The organism is Marinobacter confluentis, assembly GCF_004785685.1.
Lineage (GTDB): Bacteria > Pseudomonadota > Gammaproteobacteria > Pseudomonadales > Oleiphilaceae > Marinobacter > Marinobacter confluentis.
Genome location: NZ_SRPF01000003.1, coordinates 249,883 through 268,066, shown reverse-complemented (window position 1 = coordinate 268,066; position 18,184 = coordinate 249,883). Strand labels below are relative to the sequence as shown.

Sequence of the window (18,184 nt, the reverse complement as noted above, 5' to 3'; positions counted from 1 at the left end):
AGCATGGCAAAATCTGACAGGGCTCCAGCGAGTGTATTCGCGTTGATGGTGTTTTCCGGATGGCTGTTGTCGCTGTCACTGAATGCGGCGACGGTTGTGGGTGTTGTTTCAGACCGTTCTGCCGCAGAAATGGCCGCCGGTGCACATCAATTTCTGGATTTCCACCCCGGGCAAACTGTCATCCTGAGAACGCCTGAGCAGCTTGCGACTATGGATAACGCTGCACTGGAATCGCTGCTCAGCAAAGCCGATGCGGTTTTGATGGCGGCGGTATTCGGTGATCAGGTGGGGCGTCTTGAAGCGGTGATAAGAGCTGAGATGAGTGAGCGTGACTTTCCGGTGCTGGCAGTGAACGGTGATCGCGCTCTGACTCGCCTGTCACGTCTGGAAAACCGGGCTGTCCTGGATGGGCTGGAAGCCACTGACCTGAACGATCTGATGAAAGCGCCAGACCCGGGAGCAGACGTGGAAGCTCACCGGGCAGGGTTGCGTGACCAGTTCCCGCAACAGGTTCCCTGGCTGGAAGGGCGCGCCCTTTATCAGGGCCGCACCCCTCAGCATCTGGATGGCTTGCTGCGCTGGCTGCTGGTGCAGGCGGGCCACGATCTGACTGTGCCAGAGCTGCCTGCCCGGGCGCTGATTCGCTATTACCGTCATGGTGAAGCCATCGAAGATCCGGTGGATCTGGGCCTGAAATCCGGTCCGGTGGTCACCCTGCTGGATCTGGACAGCGGCGACCGACCGGGTGATCGAGCTCTGCTGGATGCCACCTGCGCCGCCCTGGAAGACCGGGGCATACAATGCTTTGCCGTGCTGTCCCGATGGGGTGGTGCCAGCCTGGAAGCGGTGCGATCTCTGGGTGATACCGTCAGCCCCGCGACCCTTTCCGGCATTGTCAGCCTGCAGGATTTCACTGTTGGCGGTGGCGAGGGCCGGCGTCAGGTGACTGAAGCGCTGACCCGGCTGGATGTGCCGGTTATCAAAGGGCTGAGACTGGCTTCCCGCACGGCCAGTCAATGGAAGCTGTCAGTGGACGGCATCCCCGCAGACAAGGTGCATTATAAACTGGCGATGCCGGAGCTGCAGGGCGTCAGCCAACCCATGGTGCTTGCCGCCGCCGAACCGGAAGTGATTGACGAGCGCACTGGCGTGGCCCTGACCCTGACGCAACCGGTGAATGAGCGGGTGAACGCCATTGCCAACCGCCTCAAACGCTGGCAGACCCTGCAAACCAAGGCCGATGCTGAAAAGCGCGTGGCAATTATCTATTACAACCACCCGCCGGGCCGCCAGAACATCGGTGCGGATAATCTGGATGTGCCGGCGTCCCTCTATGAAATGCTGACCTGGCTCAGGAACGAAGGCTACGATACCGGTCCCCTTCCAGACAGCCCCGAAGCTCTCAACGACCTGATCCAGAACCAGGGTGTTAACCTGCCGGACGATCCACGCGGACTGCAGGAAATGGCTGGAAAGGCCGATTCCATGACCGCCGATACCTACCAGCGCTACCTGGAAACCCTGCCAGCAGTAGTGCAAGAGGAAATGTCCCACGGCCCCCTGGGCTATCTGCACGAACGGCTGGAACAGGCCCACGCGTTGGGCGAGAAAGAACTGGCGACCGGGCTACTGAACCGGGGAATCCGTGACCTGCGCCATCTGATCGAACATGTCCAGCATCCCAACCGCGAGCAGGCCCTGACCCGGCTCGATGAGTACGAAGCACTCTGGCAGCGTCGACTCAACGAAGGTGGCCAGCAGGACGCATTGAAATCCAGTCGGGATCGTCTTGCCGACACCGGCATTCCGGGCCTGAAAGGCTGGGGTGAGGCACCGGGCCAGTCGATGGTGGTGGATAACCGGCTGATTTTCCCCGGCCTGCGTTTTGGCAACATCTACATCGGCCCACAACCGCCCCGGGGCTGGGAAGTGGATGAGGAGCTGCTGCACGCCAACACCACCTTCCCGCCGACCCATCAGTATGTAGGTTTCTACCACTGGCTGCGGGATCACTATAAAGCCGATGCTCTGGTCTACGTGGGCCGCCATTCCACGCGGGAATTTCTGCCCCGTCGTCGTGCCGGGCTGACCGGGGACGATTACCCCGACCTGCTGGGCGGCGATCTGCCGCTGATCTATCCCTACATCGTTGACGGCGTGGGTGAAGGCATCCAGGCCAAGCGCCGAGCCCTGGGGGTAATGATCAGTCACCTGACACCGCCGTTAGCGGCGACCGAGCTCTACGATGAACTGCTGGAATTGCGGCAGCTGGTAGAAACCTGGGAATCCGCCAACGAGCCCGACAGCCCCACCCGGGAAAGGGCCCTGACGATGCTGCGGGAAAAGATTCAGGTGCTGGATATCGGCGAGGATCTGGAGCGGGAAATTGCCGGTGAAATGGGTCTGTCGGAGGATGAGGTTTCTCTGGACGAACTGTCTCCGGATCTTTTGGTTCACGAGGCGGGCCACTACGTCACTGATATGCAGGAACATTTCATGCCACTTGGCCTGCACGTGTTTGGGCGCGACTGGGACGGGGACATGGTGGATACCATGCTCGAATCCATGGCCGGTAAAGCTGGCAAACCCGAGCCGGAATGGCGCAGGAATCTGGAAGCCTCTCCGGCCGCCGAAAAACAGAGTTTTCTGGCAGCGCTTGATGGCCGTTTTGTGGCGCCGGGCCAGGGCAACGACCCCTTGCGCACCCCAGCCGTCCTGCCCACTGGCCGCAATTTCCACGCCCTGTCCGACGACCTTATTCCCACTCGGGTGGCCTGGTCCCTGGCATCAGAGCTGGCGGATGAGGCCAGGGCCGATAAGGGAAGAAAGCAGGGCGAGAGTGATGCGCTGGTGCTCTGGGCTTCGGACACGGTCAGGGATGAAGGCGTAATGATTGCCTTCGGCATGAACCTGCTGGGCATTCGCCCGGTATGGAACAGCCGGGGGATTGTGAAGGGCCTGGAGCGGCTACCGGCAGGGCCGGAGACGGATACTCCGGTGCGCCGCAATGTGGTGTTTACGACGTCCGGACTGTTCCGTGATCTGTATGAAAGCCAGCTGGAATGGCTGGACCTGGCCTCACGTTATGCCCTGGCCGGGGCAGCCGAAACCATTAAAACGGAGCATCCTGAACTGGCCGCGGCGCTGGAACAGGCCCTGTTGGTGCTGCCAGTCGAGATGCGGGAACCGGGCGATGAATCTCTCACAACCAACGAAGTAGCGGCACGCTGGGTTGCCGATACCCGTGAGCTGTTGGCTGCGGGCGCCTCTGCGAGGGATGCAGGCGCCGAAGCTGCTCATCGGGTTTTCGGAACGGCTCCCGGGGCCTACGGTGCTGGCGTTAACCGTCTGGCCACCCGCTCCGGTGCCTGGGAAGACCGGGCCCAGTTGGGGTATGCCTACCGCCGTCGCATGGGCCACGTCTATGGTAAGGGCGCACAGGGCGAGCCGGCCCACAATGCGTTTGACCGCCAGTTGGAGTCGGTGAACCATACCTACCTGGGCAGGGCCAGCCACCTTTATGGTTTGCTGGATAACGACGATGGGTTCGACTTTCAGGGCGGTCTGTCCAACGCTGTGGAACACCTGCGCGGAGAACCTCCAAAGAACCGGGTTCTGCAATATGCCGACCCGAGGGAACCAAGAATCGACTCCCTTCAGCGTGCACTGCAGGTGGAACTGCGGGCCCGTAACCTCAACCCACAATGGCTCAAGCCGCTGATGGAGCATGGTTACGCCGGGGCACGTACCATGGGCAGCGATTTCCTGGATAACCTCTGGGGCTGGCAGATCACCAGCCCGCAGGTGCTGCGTTCCAGCATGTGGGATGAGATCAACGATGTGTATTTTCAGGACCGCCACAACCTGGGGCTGGATGACTTCCTGGCAGAAGGACACAACGTGCACGTCAAGACCCACATGCAGGCCATTGCCCTGCTGGCGGCCAAGCGAGGGTTCTGGCAGACGGACGTGTTTACCCGTCGGTCCCTGGCCCGTGACTTCGCTGCTAGTATCATCGACCATGGTCTGCCCGGCAGTGGACATACCCGCCCGGATCATCCATTGATGGACTGGGTCGCAGATCAACTGGAGCCCGGGCAGCGGGAAGCCTTCGAATCGGCTCGCAAGGGCGGCTCACCGTCATACGGTGCGGCGCCTGCCGCCAACGATGACTGCCAGCAACAGGATAACCGGATGAGCTCATGCTGACTTTCTTCTGGCAACGGTCTTTCAATGGGCTGGCAATGATTGGAGCCGCCTTCGCCCTCTGGCAGACATCGGCCCTGGCCGATCAGGTCTGTGCCACCGACGACACCGGCTCGGAAATCTGCCTGGAACAACCGGCCAGCCGCGTTGCGGCGCTCTCGCCTGGCGCCACGGAACTTGTCTGGGCGGCCGGTGCCGGTGAAAAAGTGGTTGCGGTAGTGTCCTACAGTGATTACCCGGAAGCGGCCCTGGACGTCCCCTCTGTTGGCAGTCATACCCGCATGGATCTGGAACGGTTGGTGGAACTGGCTCCGGATCTGGTGATCGGCTGGGTTACCGGCAACCCGCCGGAACAACTGGAGGCGATCAGGGATCTGGGTGTACCGGTATTCTCCATCGAACCCCGAACCTTTGAAGGCGTATCCGATACCATCGAGCGGCTGTCGACGCTTGCTGGCACTGAAGGCGAAGGCTTCGCAGAGGCTGAGCGTTTCAGACAGGGCATTGCCGAACTGGCGCAACAGTACGAAACGGCCGAGCCGGTGCCGGTGTTCTATCAGGTCTGGGATGAGCCTCTGATGACGGTTAATGACGAACACCTGATCGGCAAGGTCATCACCCTCTGTGGAGGCGCCAACGTGTTTGGTGATCTCGATCGCCTGGTGCCGCGGATCAGCGCGGAATCGGTCATCGGTGCCAATCCCGAGGCTATTCTGGCCGGGGGCATGGGCGAGGAAAACCGGCACTGGCTGACCCGGTGGGAAGCGTTTCCCGGAATTGCGGCGACGGCCCGTGACAACCTCTATTTCATTCCGCCGTCCCTTGTTCAGCGCCCCACGCCGAGATTGCTGCAAGGGTCACGTCTGTTTTGCCAGAAGCTGGATGATGCCCGTGCAAAACGATAGCAGGAGTCATTTCGGGTGAGCAGGCCACTGATCATGCCGCTGGCAATACTGGCACTGGCCAGCCTCATTGCCATGGTGCTATCCGTCGGTATTGGCAGTGTCAGTGTCAGCCCCGGTGACGTTGTCGCCGTGCTCATGGGTGACGGCAGCAATCTGCAGCAGACCCTGGTACTGGAGCTGCGCCTGCCCCGAACACTGGCCGCCTTTGCCACCGGTGGATTGCTGGCAGTGGCCGGGGCATTGATGCAGGTATTGCTACGTAACCCGCTGGCGGATCCCTACGTGCTGGGCCTGTCGGGTGGCGCGGCCGTCGGTGCCCTGTTGGCAATGATGGCGGGGCTGGGCGGTTTTATCGTGTCCGGCTCGGCCTTTGCCGGTGCCCTGTTAGCCACTTTGATGGTGTTTGGCCTCGCCCACGGCACCGGCAGCTGGACCCCTTCACGTCTTCTGTTAACCGGCGTTGTGGTGGCTGCCGGCTGGGGCGCAGTGATAACCCTGATGCTGGCCATCAGCCCGGCCCAGCGCCTGCCCGGCATGCTCTACTGGCTGATGGGGGATGTGTCCTACGCCCGTTCACCCTGGCCAGCGCTGGGGCTGCTTCTGCTGGTATGCCTGTTGGTCGTGCCGCTGGGTCGCAGTCTTAACGTGCTGGCCCGTGGCCCTATGCAGGCGGCGGCTCTGGGGGTTTCGGTACGGCCGCTGGAATGGACCATCTATATTCTCGCCAGCCTGTTAACGGCCACGGCGGTGACCATGGCAGGCAGCATTGGTTTTGTCGGCCTGGTGGTACCTCATATGCTGCGCCTGGTGCTGGGTAACGACCAGCGCCTGATCTTGCCCGCCTGCGCCCTGGCCGGAGGCACCCTGCTGGTGCTGGCGGATACCCTGGCGCGGGTCGTGATTGCGCCGGAACAACTGCCGGTGGGTGTTATCACCGCCCTGCTCGGTGTGCCCACGTTTCTTTACCTGCTGTACCGGAGCCGATGATGAATCCGTTACGGGCAAAACAACTGGTGATCGACATACCCGACCGGGCCGACGGCCAGCCGCTGGATTTCACGGTCGAACCCGGGCAGGTCTGGGGTGTGCTGGGGCCAAATGGTGCGGGTAAGACCACGTTGCTGCATATACTCGCCGGATTGAGGGCACCCCGCAAAGGTACCGTTCAGCTTGGTGAACACTCTCTATCCGAGTTGAAACGGCGCCAGATATCCCAGCAACTTGGGCTGGTCTTCCAGGACAGGCAGGATGGTTTTCCCGCAACGGTTCTGGAAACAGCCCTGATTGGCCGCCACCCCTGGCTTTCGCCGTGGCAGATGGAAACGGGGGAGGACGAACGCATCGCCCGCCACGCACTCGAAAAGTTAGATGTCGCTCATTTGAGTGACCGACTTGTGAACACGCTTTCTGGTGGAGAACGTCAGCGGGTAGCCATCGCCACTGTGCTGACTCAGGCCCCCGATACCTGGCTATTGGATGAACCGACCAATCATCTGGACCTTCACCATCAGGTGGCCGTTTTGCAGCTACTGACGGAACAGGCTCGGAGTGGTCGCTCCGTTTTCATGTGCCTGCACGATCTCAACCTGGCGGCCCGTTGGTGTGACCACCTTTTGTTGCTTTTCCCCAACGGCGATGCTTGCTGGGGGCCTGCTGAACGAATGCTGGTGCCCGCCGCATTAGAACGTCTTTATAACCAGGAACTGCTGACAGTGGAGGTAGATGGTGCGCCGCTTTTCGTGCCTGTTAAACGTTGAGCTTGGGTGCAGCGACCGGTGGCAAGTACAGGCTTCCGGGACACGCTGTAAATACGTCCCTGTACGCTCGACAAAAACATCCATGTTTTTGACGGTCCCGGAAGCCTGTACTCACCCCCGGTCGCCCGAACTCTGAGTTAGGCAAACTATGGAAGTACCAACGTTATGAAAGCAACAGTTCCAGCTGCAATGATTACTGCCCCTGGCTCCGGCCAGGGAAAGTCTATGGTGACGGCCGCTCTGGCAAGGCTGCACCGGAACGCCGGGCGTAAGGTGCGGGTGTTCAAGCACGGCCCGGATTATCTGGATCCGATGGTATTGGAAGTCGCCTCTGGTCAGCCTGTGTACCAGCTGCACCCCTGGATGACCGGAGAGGATGAATGTCGGTGGCGGCTGGCCGAAGCAGCGGAGGATGCGGATCTGATTCTGGTGGAAGGGTCCATGGGGTTGTTTGATGGCGATCCTTCCAGTGCTGATTTAGCAAAGTTGATGGGCATCCCGGCGTTGCCGGTGATTGATGCTCGGGGAATGGCCCAGACGTTTGGTGCCGTGGCTCTGGGTTTGGCGAGTTTCAATCCTGGCATGCCGGTCAAGCAAGTGATTGCCAATCGCATCGGCAGTTCTCGCCACGGGGATATGCTGCGGGAAAGTCTGCCTGAAGGCATCGAGCTGCTGGGCGCAATTCCTCGCAACGAAGCGATGAACATTCCCGACCGGCATCTCGGGCTGGTTCAGGCCGGTGAACTGGGGGATCTGGATCAACGTCTGGATGCTGCGGCTGAAGTTCTTGTCGAAGCGGGGATGGATGGCCTGCCGCTTCCGGTCACGCTTGATGCTGAGAACCCGGTACCGCCGCCAGAATTGTTGCCCGGCGTCCGAATTGCCATCGCTCGGGATGCAGCATTCAGCTTTATTTATCGGGCTAACCTGGACCTGCTGCAGGCGATGGGAGCGGAACTTACGTTCTTTTCACCGCTAGCGGATTCAACTCTGCCTGAAGCTGACGCCCTCTGGCTGCCGGGCGGCTATCCGGAGCTGCACGGTGCCACCCTGGCCAAGAATCAGCCGATGCTGGAGGCCATCCGCAACCACTACAACGCCGGCCAACCCATGCTGGCAGAGTGTGGTGGGCTGATGACTTGCGTCGATGAACTGATGGATAAAGACGGCCAGATCCACAAACTGCTGGGGCTGATGCCCGGGCGGGCCAGCATGGCCGGTCGGCTTCAGGCATTGGGTCTACAGGGGCTGAATACCGAGCAGGGGCAACTGCGGGGCCACACCTATCACCATTCCACTCTGGAAACCGACTGGCAGCCTCTGGCCCGAACCCGCAAGATCGCGGGTACCGAGGCCGAGCCGGTGTATTGCCACAAGGGCCTGGTGGCCAGCTATTTTCACGGTTATTTCCCATCAGCCCCGGCGCTGGTGGCTGGGATTTTCCGCGGGCAATCTTTCCGCCCGCTTACAGACAAGGAGCCTGACCATGCGTGAACGCGCCAAAGACCCCGAACGCCATGCCCGCCGCATGGACGCCAAACAGAAAATCATGCAACAGCGCATTGCCCGCGCCCAGAAAGAGCAGGGCGTGCTGCTGGTGCTGACCGGCCCCGGCAAGGGCAAGAGCAGTTCCGGCTTCGGCATGGTGGCCCGGGCCCTCGGCCATGGCATGAAGGTCGGGATCGTCCAGTTCATCAAGGGCGCGTTCAGCACCGGTGAGGAAGCCTTTTTCCGGGATCTGCCCAACGTGGACTACCACGTGATGGGTCAGGGTTACACCTGGGAGACCAAGAACCGGGAGCAGGATGTGGAAGCCGCTAACGCCGCCTGGGACGTGGCTGCCGCCATGCTGAAAGACGACAGCTACGATCTGGTTCTGCTGGATGAGCTCAATATCGCCCTCAAGTACGATTACATCGACCTGGACCGGGTGCTGGACGACCTTCAGGGTCGACCAGAGATGCAGCATGTGGTGGTCACCGGCCGCTCGGCTCGCCAGGAACTGATCGATCTCGCCGACACGGTGACGGAAATGGGTGTGGTCAAACACGCCTTCAAGGACCAGGGCATAAAGGCCCAGAAAGGTGTCGAGCTGTAATGACCACTCTGATGGTTCAGGGCACCACATCCGACGCGGGTAAGACCACAGTGGTGGCCGCCCTGTGTCGGTGGCTCTCCCGACAGGGTGTCTCGGTGGCGCCCTTCAAGCCCCAGAATATGGCGCTTAATAGCGCGGTGACGGTGGATGGCGGTGAAATCGGGCGTTCTACCGCGCTGCAGGCGCTAGCCTGTGGGTTGGAACCCCACAGCGACATGAACCCGGTACTGCTCAAGCCCCAGAGTGATCGGCGCGCGCAGGTGATTCTGCGTGGGCAGGTGTTTGGTAATATGGATGCGCTGGACTATCATGCTTACAAAGCCGAAGCCATGGTCTCGGTGATGGAGGCCTGGCGGTCACTCAGCGAGCGTTACGATGTGATTATTGCTGAGGGCGCTGGTAGCCCGGCGGAGATCAATCTTCGGGCCAACGATATCGCCAATATGGGATTTGCTGAAGCGGCGGACTGTCCGGTGTTATTGGTAGGCGACATTGACCGGGGCGGGGTCTTCGCCCAGCTGATTGGTACCGTTGAACTGGTTTCAGAAACCGAGCGCGCACGGACCTGCGGCTTTGTCATCAACCGCTTCCGGGGCGACAAAGCCCTGCTGGACCCGGGACTGGACTGGTTGACCGAGCGAACCGGCAAACCGGTCGTCGGTGTTCTGCCCTACCTGCACGGCCTGATTATCGACGCCGAGGACAGCGTTGGTACCAGCGGTGAAAGCCAGGCAAATGCGCTTAAAGTCATTGTTCCCCTGCTGCCGCGCATCAGTAACCACAACGATTTCGACCCCTTGCGGTTGCATCCCGGTGTCGATCTGCAGTTCATCGCGCCAGATCAGGCCATTCCCCCGGCCGATCTGATTATCCTCCCCGGCAGCAAAAGTACCCGAAGTGATCTGGAATGGCTCAGAAATCAGGGTTGGCCCAAAGCTATTGATCGTCACCTGCGTTATGGCGGCAAGCTGTTCGGTATTTGCGGTGGCTTCCAGATGCTGGGGCAGGCCGTGGAAGACCCTGATGGCCTGGAAGGCGCTGTGGGTTCTACTACTGGCCTGGGCCTGCTGGACATGACGACCCGAATGGTTGCTGGCAAGCAACTCAGGAACGTCACTGGTTGTCTGACCGGTGGTCTCGGGGTTGTAAAAGACGTTTCGCTGTCCGGCTATGAAATGCATAACGGTGTTAGCGAAGGCCCGGCGCTAGATCGGTCTATGGCAACGCTGGACGTGGACGGCGATCGGCGCCCGGATGGCGCGGTCAGTGATGACGGGCAGGTCATGGGTACTTACGTTCACGGAATCTTTGATGAACCGGCGGTCTGTGATGCCATTCTTGCCTGGGCTGGCGGGGGTGAGGCGATGGAACAGAGCCATGCCGTGGACTACCGTGCGCACCGAGAAACCCAGCTCGATCGCCTGGCGGATCAGATCGAAAAACATCTGGACACTGACTGGCTGAGGCAAATGCTCGGACTTCCCGGAGACAAATCATGAAAGACAACGTCAATCGTCCGTTTTCAGAGGACGAAAAATCGGGGCTCTACCGGGCAATCTTCGAGCGGCGGGATGTGCGCTCACAGTTTCTGCCGGACCCGATTCCGGAGGACGTTCTGGCACGCCTGATCGAAGCGGCCCATCACGCGCCTTCCGTGGGCTTTATGCAGCCCTGGGATTTCATCGCCATCGACAGTGTGGCGGTGCGGGAGCAGGTGCTGCAGATCTTCGAGCAGGAAAACGAAAAAGCCGCGGGCAATTATCAGGGTGACCGACAGCAGACCTACCGCAGCCTGAAACTCCAGGGCATTCTTGAAAGCCCGATCAACCTCTGCATCACCTGCGATAGAAGCCGGGGCGGCACTCATGTGCTGGGCCGTCATTCCATTGTGGAAACCGACCTGTTCAGCACCTGCCTGGCGGTTCAGAATCTCTGGCTGGCGGCCCGTGCCGAGGGCATTGGCGTTGGCTGGGTCAGCATCCTGGATCAGGACAAACTGGCGGCAACCCTGAACCTGCCGGAACAGGTGTATCCACTGGCTTACCTGTGCCTTGGCTATGTCAGCGAATTTCTGCCCCAGCCGGAGCTTCAGGCCAAAGGTTGGCGTTCCCGCCTACCCCTGACCGAGCTTGTGCATGGAAACACCTGGGGGCAGCCGGTAGACAATATTGCCCTGAGCGAAGCGCTAAAAAAGTAACCAGTCGATTCGGTTATTCGGATTCAGCTTCGGCTTCCTGATTCAGCAGCGAGGGTTTCTTCAGGGCCCGCAGGAACAGATCCCGTTCTTCGGCAATGGCCAGTGCACACTGTTCCGCGTGTTCCTCAGAAAGGCCATCAACCTTCGATTTGAGGAACATCAGAATTTCTTCCGACAGCTCCAGCATTTTGTCCCGGGCGTCTGCATCCGCCTTGTTCGCAAACAGCATTTTTTCCGGGTTTTTCAATGCCATGTCCTGCCCGTCCCTTTCTGAAAAATAAAGTGCCTTTACAGCCATGAACCTGTTCTCCTATTAACTTCCCGTCTGGATGTATAGTGGACGGGACTCACTGGTCAGGCCAAAGCCTACCATTAATACTGTACATAAATACAGTCACAAGGAACCTGTGAAATGAAACTGATCATCGGCAACAAAAACTACTCTTCCTGGTCGCTGCGTCCCTGGCTGCTGCTGGCGACCCATAAGCTGGCCTTCGACGAAGAGCGGATCCCGCTGGACGAGCCAGACACCAAGGCCCGGATTCTTGAGGCGTCCGAAGCAGGCAAAGTACCCGTTTTAAAAGACGGTGATCTGACTGTTTGGGATTCCCTGGCGATTTGTGAGTATGTTTCCGAAAAGTATCTTGATGGCCGGGGGTGGCCGCAAGACCTTGCAGCCCGTGCCGAAGCCAGAGCCGTCAGTGCCGAAATGCATTCTGGACTGTTCGCGATCCGTGGTCAGATGCCGATGAACTGCCGCGCTACTGGCCGGAGGGTGCCAATGACGCCGGAGCTGGAAAATGAAATCGCTCGGGTGGATCGCCTCTGGTCGGACTGCAGGGCCAAATATTCGGCGGGCGGGCCCTGGTTGTTCGGCGACTTCTCGATTGCCGACTGTATGTTCGCCCCGGTCACCTCCCGGTTTGCCACCTACGGGGTATCGCTGTCGGATAGGGCTCGTGAATATCAGCAGCAGGTTCTGAACTCCGCGCCCATGCAGGATTGGATTCGGGCTGGAAGCGAAGAGACTGAGATTGTCCAGGCAGACGAAGCAGGAGCCTGAGGGATCCCCCGCACTTGCCAAGACGGGCCAAGACGAGCGCACCCAAAAACTGGATAATGGCGGTCACTGAAAACGGCGCCGCGCCACATTCTCCAATCCGGGTAGCTTGTTCATGGAAATCAACGTCAATTTTCTCGACAACCTCAGACTTGAAGCCAAGTTTGACGATTTCACCGTAGTCACGGACCAGCCCATCCGCTACAAGGGGGATGGGTCGGCGCCCAGTCCGTTCGACTATTTCCTGGCGTCCTCGGCACTGTGCGCGGCCTACTTTGTGCGGGTGTACTGCAAGGCCCGGGACATTCCTACCGAGAACATCCGGCTGTCCCAGAACAACATCGTGGACCCGGAAAACCGTTACAACCAGATCTTCAAAATCCAGGTCGAGCTTCCGGAAGACATCTCGGAAAAAGACCGCCAGGGAATCCTGCGCTCCATCGACCGCTGCACGGTCAAGAAAGTGGTTCAGACCGGCCCGACCTTCGAAATTGAGCAGGTAGAAAACCTTGCCGAGGATGCCCAGGCCCTGTTGATGGTCAAACCTGAAGATGACAGCCGCACCTACATCGAAGGCAAGGATCTGCCCCTGGAGCAGACCATTGCCAATATGACGGCAATCCTGGCGGATCTGGGCATGAAGATCGAGATTGCCTCCTGGCGCAACATCGTGCCCCATGTGTGGTCCCTGCACATCCGCGATGCGGCCTCGCCCATGTGTTTTACCAACGGCAAGGGTGCCACCAAGGAAAGTGCCCTCTGTTCTGCGCTGGGCGAGTTTATTGAGCGCCTGAGCTGCAACTTCTTCTACAACGACCAGTTCTTCGGCGAGGAGATCGCCAACAGCGATTTCGTGCATTATCCCGATGAGAAGTGGTTCCAGCCCGGCCCTGACGACGAACTGCCGGCAGGCATTCTGGACGACTACTGCCTGGCCCTTTACAACCCGGACGGCGAAGTGCACGGCAGCCACCTGATCGATACAAACTCCGGCCGGACGGACCGGGGCATTGTGTCTTTGCCCTTCGTGCGCCGGTCCGATGGCGAGGTGGTGTATTTCCCCTCGAACCTGATTGAGAACCTCTTCCTCAGCAACGGCATGAGCGCGGGCAACACCCTGGCCGAAGCCCAGGTTCAGTGCCTGTCGGAAATCTTCGAGCGGGCGGTGAAAAAACAGATCATCGAGGAAGAACTGGCCCTGCCGGACGTGCCTCAGAGCGTGCTGGAAAAATACCCGCATATTCTTGAGGGCATCAACGCACTGGAAGCCCAGGGTTTCCCGATTCTGGTAAAAGACGCCTCACTGGGTGGGCAGTTTCCGGTGATGTGCGTCACCCTGATGAACCCGCGCAACGGCGGCGTGTTCGCGTCTTTCGGGGCGCACCCCAGCTTTGAAGTGGCGCTGGAACGCAGCCTGACCGAATTGCTGCAGGGCCGCAGCTTTGAAAACCTGAACGACGTGCCGCCGCCCACCTTCAACACCCAGGCGGTCACCGAGCCCAACAATTTCGTGGAGCACTTCATTGATTCCACCGGCATTGTCTCGTGGCGTTTCTTCAGCGCGAAGTCCGACCTGGCATTCGTGGAATGGGACTTCTCAGGCACCAACGAAGAGGAAGCGGGGAGGCTGTTCGGTATTCTGGAAGCGATGGGCAAAGAGGTCTACGTAGCGGTCCACGAAGATCTGGGCGCTCCGGTCTGCCGCATCCTGGTGCCCGGCTATTCCGAGGTTTATCCCGTGGAAGATCTGGTGTGGGATAACACCAACATGGCCCTGGACTACCGCGAGGACATCCTCAACCTGCATTCGCTGAGCGACGACCAGCTGGCGGACCTGGCCGAACGCCTGGAAGCCAGCCAGCTCGACAACTACATGACCATCATCAGCCTGACCGGCATCGAGTTTGACGAGAACACCGTTTGGGGCCAGCTCACCATTCTGGAACTGAAACTGCTGATCTGCCTGGCCCTGCAGTGGCATGAAGAAGCCTCGGAATTCGTGGACATGTTCCTGCAGTTCAACGACAACACCGTGGAACGCAACCTGTTCTACCGCGCCGTGAACGCCGTGCTGGAAATCACCCTGGACGACGATCTGGAACTGGACGACTACCTGGCCAACCTCAAGCGCATGTACGGCGACCAGACCATGGATGACGTGGTCGGCCTGGTGCAGGGCAGCGTGCGTTTCCACGGCCTGACGCCCACCAATAGGCAACTGGAAGGGCTGGAAAAGCACCAGCGGCTGATTGAAAGCTATAAGAAGTTGCATGCGGCCCGGGCAGCAAAGGCATCCGTCTAGACAGGTCAGACCCGCTCGCCCAGAGTGGGTGCCTGGGTATACAGTGCGATTGAATGAGCAAAATGTAGAAGTCGCGATATTACGTGAATTGAATCATTAAAATTCGTAAGTTGTTGGATTTTCAATGAAAATAACAGGGCTAAATTCTGTAATTTGGTGTAATAACGACGAAGTCACGTTTTTGCAATATCGGAGACTTCGGTTTAATTGCTGGTTACGTTTCGTCGTCGACAATGCTTTGAGTATTTGAATGAATTTAGAAATCATCGGTGATCGCGAATTTATCGCCTCTGTTCAGGAGCAAGATGGTGTTTGGGTGCTAATGGCAGGCCAATCACTTTATGCGTTACCAGCGGAGGGTGGCAGGGATCTTCCTGTTTGGTCGTCAGCAGAAAAAGCAGAAGTGTTCGCTGAGAATTTGAACCAAAGAGGACTGTCCCCGGTGTTCGTACCGATGAGCAATTTCCTGGGTGCTGCCTGGTTGGGTTCGTCGAGCCTACAAATTGTCGATTTCTTGGCTTCGCCCCGCTACGGCCAAGAGTCTCTCACCTACACAACTGAGGAACTCCGTGCCAGACTCAAAACGTAACAAGGCGCATCAATTCGCGGCCGGTGGCCGCCGGACGCCCTTTTCATTGCGGCTGCGCCTCCATTACAAGGGCGCCGTTGTGCGCTGGCGTTATGGCCACAAGGAAGTCGAGTGAAGCTCAAAGTTTGTTTAACAATTTTCGTCTTTTTCCTGCTCGTGAACTTGGTTGAATCTGTATTGGAAACAGGCCGAAGCGCACTTCAGGAAATGATGGAGAAAGAGATTCGCGTGAGCGTGCTTGGTCCAGAGCCTTGGGATCTTGAAACCTGGGAATTCATGTCGAAAGAGCAGCTTTCGAATCTCATGAAAAATGATGACTTCCTGAAAAAGTTCTCGTCAGCCAAACAAGAAGCCCAAGACAAATACCAGTGGTATTTTATAGCCATTAGCGTCGTCCAGATTCTATTGATGCTTTTGTTGGCTCTCGGTTGTGGCAAGTTGGTCATCGGAATCGTGAGGCGTAATGAGCAGCCATAACCAGTCGGTCAACCGGACGCCAAAAGCGTACCGCTTTTGGTTCCCTCCGCTGGCGCTCCGGCGCCGGTTACCTCAGCGTTATGGCTACAAGGAAGTCGAGTGAAGAAGAAGGTTTATCTATCCATTTTTGCTAGCCTAATTTTAGCAGTGTGTGTGAGCGCAATAGGCGGAGTTTTTGGCGAGGTGCTGGTAGAGCACGTAAACAAAGAGACTGCTGAATTGGCATTGGATGGCAGGTCAATATCAGATCTTTCCCGAGAAGAAGCCAATGCGTTGATGCGCTCTCCGGAATTTGTGGACCGCTTGGTCGCAGCTAAGAAAGAGGTATCTGGCGAGTACTGGTGGTATTTCGGCGCGAACTTCGCTATCCAAATATTACTAATTCTCGTCATTTGCTTGGTTTGCGGAAAATTTGTAATTCATAGGGTGACCAAGCATGCGAGGCCATAACCAGGCGGTCAACCGGACGCCAAAAGCGTGGCGCTTTTGGTTCCCTCCGCTGGCGCTCCGGCGCCGGTTACCTCAGCGTTATGCAGGGAGTGTCGGATGAAATTTCAGTGTGCCTGTTGTGACGAAATCGTCGAGGGCATTCCCACTTTCGGTTGGGATTATCCCATCCACTACCTGGACGTCCCTGAGGCGGAGAGACCAGAGCGTGTATTTTTAACCAGCGATCTCTGTGTAATTGACGATAAATGGTTTTTCGTCAGAGGTTGCTTGGAAATACCCGTAATAGGCCACGACGATCCATTCATCTGGGGAGTGTGGGTGTCACTAAGTGAGGACAACTTTTTTGAATTTCAGGACTTACTGGAAGTGAAAGAACGGTCGAAATTTGGTCCGTATTTCGGTTGGTTCTCTGCTTCAATAAATATCTATCCTGAAACTCTGAACCTCAGAACCAAAGTACATATCAGGGATGATGGAGTTCGGCCATACATTGAACTTGAGCCTACCGATCATCCTTTGGCCCTTGAGCAGCAACAGGGCATTTCCGTTAAGAGGGTTTCGGAAATATATGCGAACAGGGTGCATGGCAAGAAAATCGCATAACACATATGAGCCTTCTCGGATTCAATAGGCAATAGTCATTTTTTGGCCGCGCCAGCGGCCAACCTAAACCCATGAGCGAGAACGCCTGCTTCGTCAGTCTCGTTTGGCTGTCAGGCACTTACAGCAAACACATATAGGGGCTCTCTGACGTGGCTTTAGGCCACTGCCTGACCGGTTGTTCCATCGGTGGGTCAGGGGCACCAGACATTCATCGGTTAACCGGTCACTGGCGCTATTCAAGGATCTGGTTGCTGAGCTCCAGTTAGGGGCAGGCTCAGGACCGGTGTAAGCGCACTGGCTCATGGCATTAAGGCACGCCCACGGGGTGGCTAATCAAAGCGTCTGGCTTCAACATTAGTGATAGAAGGCCGGTTCGGTATCGGGTACCAGTCAGCGGACACCCGGCTTTCGGTCATCATCCTGTTTGATCCAGTTAGACGTCATGCTCACCCCGTGGCGTGACTAACCCTTCAGGAATCGTTGTTCATCGAACACCCTCTGATGCTTAAGCATGAAGTAGGCGGCACGGCCCAGCTTGTGGGCTAGCGCGGATAAGGCTTTGGCCTTGTTCATGCGTTTCTGGAGTTTCTGTAGATATCGCTGGGCTTTGTCATTGCCCCGCAAATACAGCACTGCTGCTTCCGAGAACGCCCACTTGAGATGGGCGTTGCCGATTTTATTGCCCTGGGTGCCATACACTTTGCCGGCGGATTCGGCCTTGCACTTGATGAGCCGGGCGTAGGAGGCAAATTTCTGGACGGTCTCGAAGCGCTGGATATCACCCACCTCGTAGAGAATCGTCAGGGCCAGGATGCGACCAACTCCGGGAATGGTCCGCAGTACACTCAGGGAAGTGGGGTCATGTTGTTTGGCTTGCCGCTCCAGGTGTTCTTCAAGCTTACTCAGCTCCCGGTGATAGCAATCGATGATGGCCAGGTCCAGATCGATGTTGTGTTGGACGTCCCGGTCGGCAAAGACCGCATGGACCTGTTCCCGGGCACCGATATTCTTAAGGTTGAGCTTATTCGGAGGCAGGTTGTATTGGCTGGTGGTGTTCACGACATGGGCCTTGAGCATGGCCCCGTGCTGGACGATCCGGGTGCGTCGGCGCAGCAGGTCGCGAGTGGCCCGCATCTCCTTGGGATAGGTATAGGCCAGAGGGAAGTTACCGCCCTTCATGAGCATGGCGATCTTGAACGAGTCAATACGGTCGTTCTTGGTTTTACCCCCATGGATGGCTTTCATGTATAGGGCATGGCCGAGGATGAAGTCGATGCCGTGTTCTTCACACAGATCCGAGATCCAGTACCAGCAGTGCATGCACTCGACGCCAACGACAAGGTCATCGCGAAAAGGTTCGAGCAGGGCGAGCAAGGGTTCCGGACGGGCTTTGATTTCCTTGTGCAGCAATACCTCCCCTTGCTGGTCGATGATGCAGACATACAGGCTGCGGGCGTGCAGGTCGATTCCACAATAATGACGGTGGGTGCTATGGTAAAAGTTCATTGAGTCTTCTCCCTTGTAGTGCTTGGTCGCCTTC

At 58.1% G+C, this 18,184-nt stretch carries 17 protein-coding genes; 15 read left to right on the top strand and 2 right to left on the bottom strand.

The genetic code is table 11. The features are described from left to right. The first annotated feature begins 3 nt into the window (after positions 1–3). The 8 genes from E5Q11_RS11745 to bluB all read left to right on the top strand — a co-directional run bounded on the left by E5Q11_RS11745 (position 4) and on the right by bluB (position 11,163). A complete protein-coding gene (locus tag E5Q11_RS11745; protein WP_135803621.1) occupies positions 4–4,209 on the top strand; it encodes a cobaltochelatase subunit CobN in 4,206 nt (1,401 codons plus the stop codon). A 35-nt stretch (positions 4,210–4,244) separates the two neighbouring features. Next, the gene (locus tag E5Q11_RS11740) at positions 4,245–5,111 is read left to right on the top strand and encodes a cobalamin-binding protein (RefSeq protein ID WP_135803865.1); all 867 of its coding nucleotides are present in this window, start codon (positions 4,245–4,247) and stop codon (positions 5,109–5,111) included. 33 nt (positions 5,112–5,144) lie between these two features. After that, complete coding sequence (locus E5Q11_RS11735; RefSeq protein ID WP_404802777.1) at positions 5,145–6,098, top strand: FecCD family ABC transporter permease; 954 nt, start codon at positions 5,145–5,147, stop codon at positions 6,096–6,098. Continuing rightward, the gene (locus E5Q11_RS11730; RefSeq protein WP_135803864.1) at positions 6,098–6,868 is read left to right on the top strand and encodes an ABC transporter ATP-binding protein; all 771 of its coding nucleotides are present in this window, start codon (positions 6,098–6,100) and stop codon (positions 6,866–6,868) included. The genes E5Q11_RS11735 and E5Q11_RS11730 overlap by 1 nt, the downstream gene beginning before the upstream one ends. 165 nt (positions 6,869–7,033) lie before the next feature. Beyond that, the gene (locus E5Q11_RS11725; protein WP_135803619.1) at positions 7,034–8,362 is read left to right on the top strand and encodes a cobyrinate a,c-diamide synthase; all 1,329 of its coding nucleotides are present in this window, start codon (positions 7,034–7,036) and stop codon (positions 8,360–8,362) included. After that, a complete protein-coding gene (cobO, locus tag E5Q11_RS11720; RefSeq protein WP_135803618.1) occupies positions 8,355–8,966 on the top strand; it encodes a cob(I)yrinic acid a,c-diamide adenosyltransferase in 612 nt (203 codons plus the stop codon). The genes E5Q11_RS11725 and cobO overlap by 8 nt, the downstream gene beginning before the upstream one ends. Further along, positions 8,966–10,465 (top strand): cobyric acid synthase, encoded by a 1,500-nt coding sequence (locus E5Q11_RS11715; protein WP_135803617.1) that lies wholly within the window; start codon positions 8,966–8,968, stop codon positions 10,463–10,465. Before cobO ends, E5Q11_RS11715 begins: the two co-directional genes overlap by 1 nt. Then, a complete protein-coding gene (gene bluB, locus E5Q11_RS11710; RefSeq protein WP_135803616.1) occupies positions 10,462–11,163 on the top strand; it encodes a 5,6-dimethylbenzimidazole synthase in 702 nt (233 codons plus the stop codon). The genes E5Q11_RS11715 and bluB overlap by 4 nt, the downstream gene beginning before the upstream one ends. A 13-nt stretch (positions 11,164–11,176) precedes the next feature. Here the strand turns inward: bluB and E5Q11_RS11705 are convergent, their stop codons facing one another. Continuing rightward, positions 11,177–11,461: a YebG family protein gene (locus E5Q11_RS11705; RefSeq protein WP_135803615.1), complete on the bottom strand. Its 285-nt coding sequence runs from the start codon at positions 11,459–11,461 to the stop codon at positions 11,177–11,179. Between the two features lie 114 nt (positions 11,462–11,575). Between E5Q11_RS11705 and E5Q11_RS11700 the strand changes: the two genes are divergently transcribed. The 7 genes from E5Q11_RS11700 to E5Q11_RS11675 all read left to right on the top strand — a co-directional run bounded on the left by E5Q11_RS11700 (position 11,576) and on the right by E5Q11_RS11675 (position 16,644). Then, positions 11,576–12,226: a glutathione S-transferase family protein gene (locus E5Q11_RS11700; RefSeq protein WP_135803614.1), complete on the top strand. Its 651-nt coding sequence runs from the start codon at positions 11,576–11,578 to the stop codon at positions 12,224–12,226. Positions 12,227–12,338: 112 nt separating this feature from the next. Further along, complete coding sequence (locus E5Q11_RS11695; protein ID WP_135803613.1) at positions 12,339–14,525, top strand: OsmC domain/YcaO domain-containing protein; 2,187 nt, start codon at positions 12,339–12,341, stop codon at positions 14,523–14,525. Between the two features lie 250 nt (positions 14,526–14,775). Continuing rightward, positions 14,776–15,114 carry a DUF2750 domain-containing protein gene (locus E5Q11_RS11690; RefSeq protein WP_135803612.1) on the top strand — a complete coding sequence of 113 codons (339 nt, stop codon included), beginning with the start codon at positions 14,776–14,778 and terminating at the stop codon, positions 15,112–15,114. Then, on the top strand, positions 15,095–15,229 hold the full coding sequence (locus tag E5Q11_RS18095; RefSeq protein ID WP_263641514.1) for a hypothetical protein: 135 nt from the start codon (positions 15,095–15,097) through the stop codon (positions 15,227–15,229). Before E5Q11_RS11690 ends, E5Q11_RS18095 begins: the two co-directional genes overlap by 20 nt. Then, complete coding sequence (locus E5Q11_RS11685; protein WP_135803611.1) at positions 15,226–15,591, top strand: hypothetical protein; 366 nt, start codon at positions 15,226–15,228, stop codon at positions 15,589–15,591. Before E5Q11_RS18095 ends, E5Q11_RS11685 begins: the two co-directional genes overlap by 4 nt. A 99-nt stretch (positions 15,592–15,690) precedes the next feature. Beyond that, a complete protein-coding gene (locus tag E5Q11_RS11680; protein WP_135803610.1) occupies positions 15,691–16,041 on the top strand; it encodes a hypothetical protein in 351 nt (116 codons plus the stop codon). 96 nt (positions 16,042–16,137) lie between these two features. Beyond that, on the top strand, positions 16,138–16,644 hold the full coding sequence (locus tag E5Q11_RS11675) for a DUF2199 domain-containing protein (protein WP_135803609.1): 507 nt from the start codon (positions 16,138–16,140) through the stop codon (positions 16,642–16,644). A 462-nt stretch (positions 16,645–17,106) separates the two neighbouring features. Here the strand turns inward: E5Q11_RS11675 and E5Q11_RS11670 are convergent, their stop codons facing one another. Then, a complete protein-coding gene (locus tag E5Q11_RS11670) occupies positions 17,107–18,150 on the bottom strand; it encodes an IS110 family RNA-guided transposase (RefSeq protein ID WP_135803608.1) in 1,044 nt (347 codons plus the stop codon). Between the last annotated feature and the right edge of the window lie 34 nt (positions 18,151–18,184).